Genomic DNA, 799 nt, shown 5'->3' on the forward strand with positions numbered 1-799 from the left:
CGCGTGGGTGCCCACCCTGTACGAGGACATCGCGGCGATCGCCCACGACACCGACCGCTTCTCCTCGCGGTCGGTGAACGTCACCAACTTCAGGCCGCCGCGGGACCTGGCGCCGATCGGTGAACTCCCGCCCATCACCTCCGACCCGCCGTTCCACCACGGCGCGCGCAAGCTGCTGCTGCCGGCGTTCACCAAGACCGCGGTCGCCAAGCTCGAGTCGACCACGAGGGCGTACTGCCACTCCCTCATCGACGGCTTCACGGGGCGGGACGTCGTAGACGGGGCCGAGGACTACGCGCAGCGGATCCCCGAGCAGGTCATCGGTGACCTGCTCGGCATCCCGCAGGGGGACCGGAAGCAGTTCCGCGAGCTCATCGCCAACATGAACCGCGAGGACACCCAAGGCTCGCGGGACGACCACGTCGAACAGCTGAGCAAGATGTTCGTCTTCCTGCTCGCGGAGATCAAGGAGCACGTCAAGAACCCGCGTGAGGACCTCATCACGTACCTCCTCAACATGGAGCTCCACGGCCGCAAGCTCGAACCGACCCACATCATCAGCATGATGCTGCTGCTCTTCGCGGCGGGGATCGGCACGACGTCCAAGTCGATCGGCTCATCGCTGTGGCACCTGGCCGGGAACCCGCAGGACCGCGAGCGCCTGGTGGCCGAGCCCGAGCTGCTGCCCACCGCGATGGAGGAGTTCCTGCGCGCCTACGCGCCGGTCACCATGGCCCGCCTCGTCAAGGACGACATGCACTGGCGGGGCGTCGACATGAAGGCCGACGACTGGGTGCTA

Annotated in this window: 1 protein-coding gene; it reads left to right on the plus strand. The window is 67.3% G+C overall.

Going from position 1 to position 799, the window contains the following annotated elements:
- Window positions 1-799, plus strand: a 799-nt coding sequence (locus AC3EVP_RS36915) for a cytochrome P450 (RefSeq protein WP_435138175.1), incomplete at both ends; no start/stop codon positions are given.

This window comes from Actinacidiphila sp. bgisy144 (assembly GCF_057708105.1).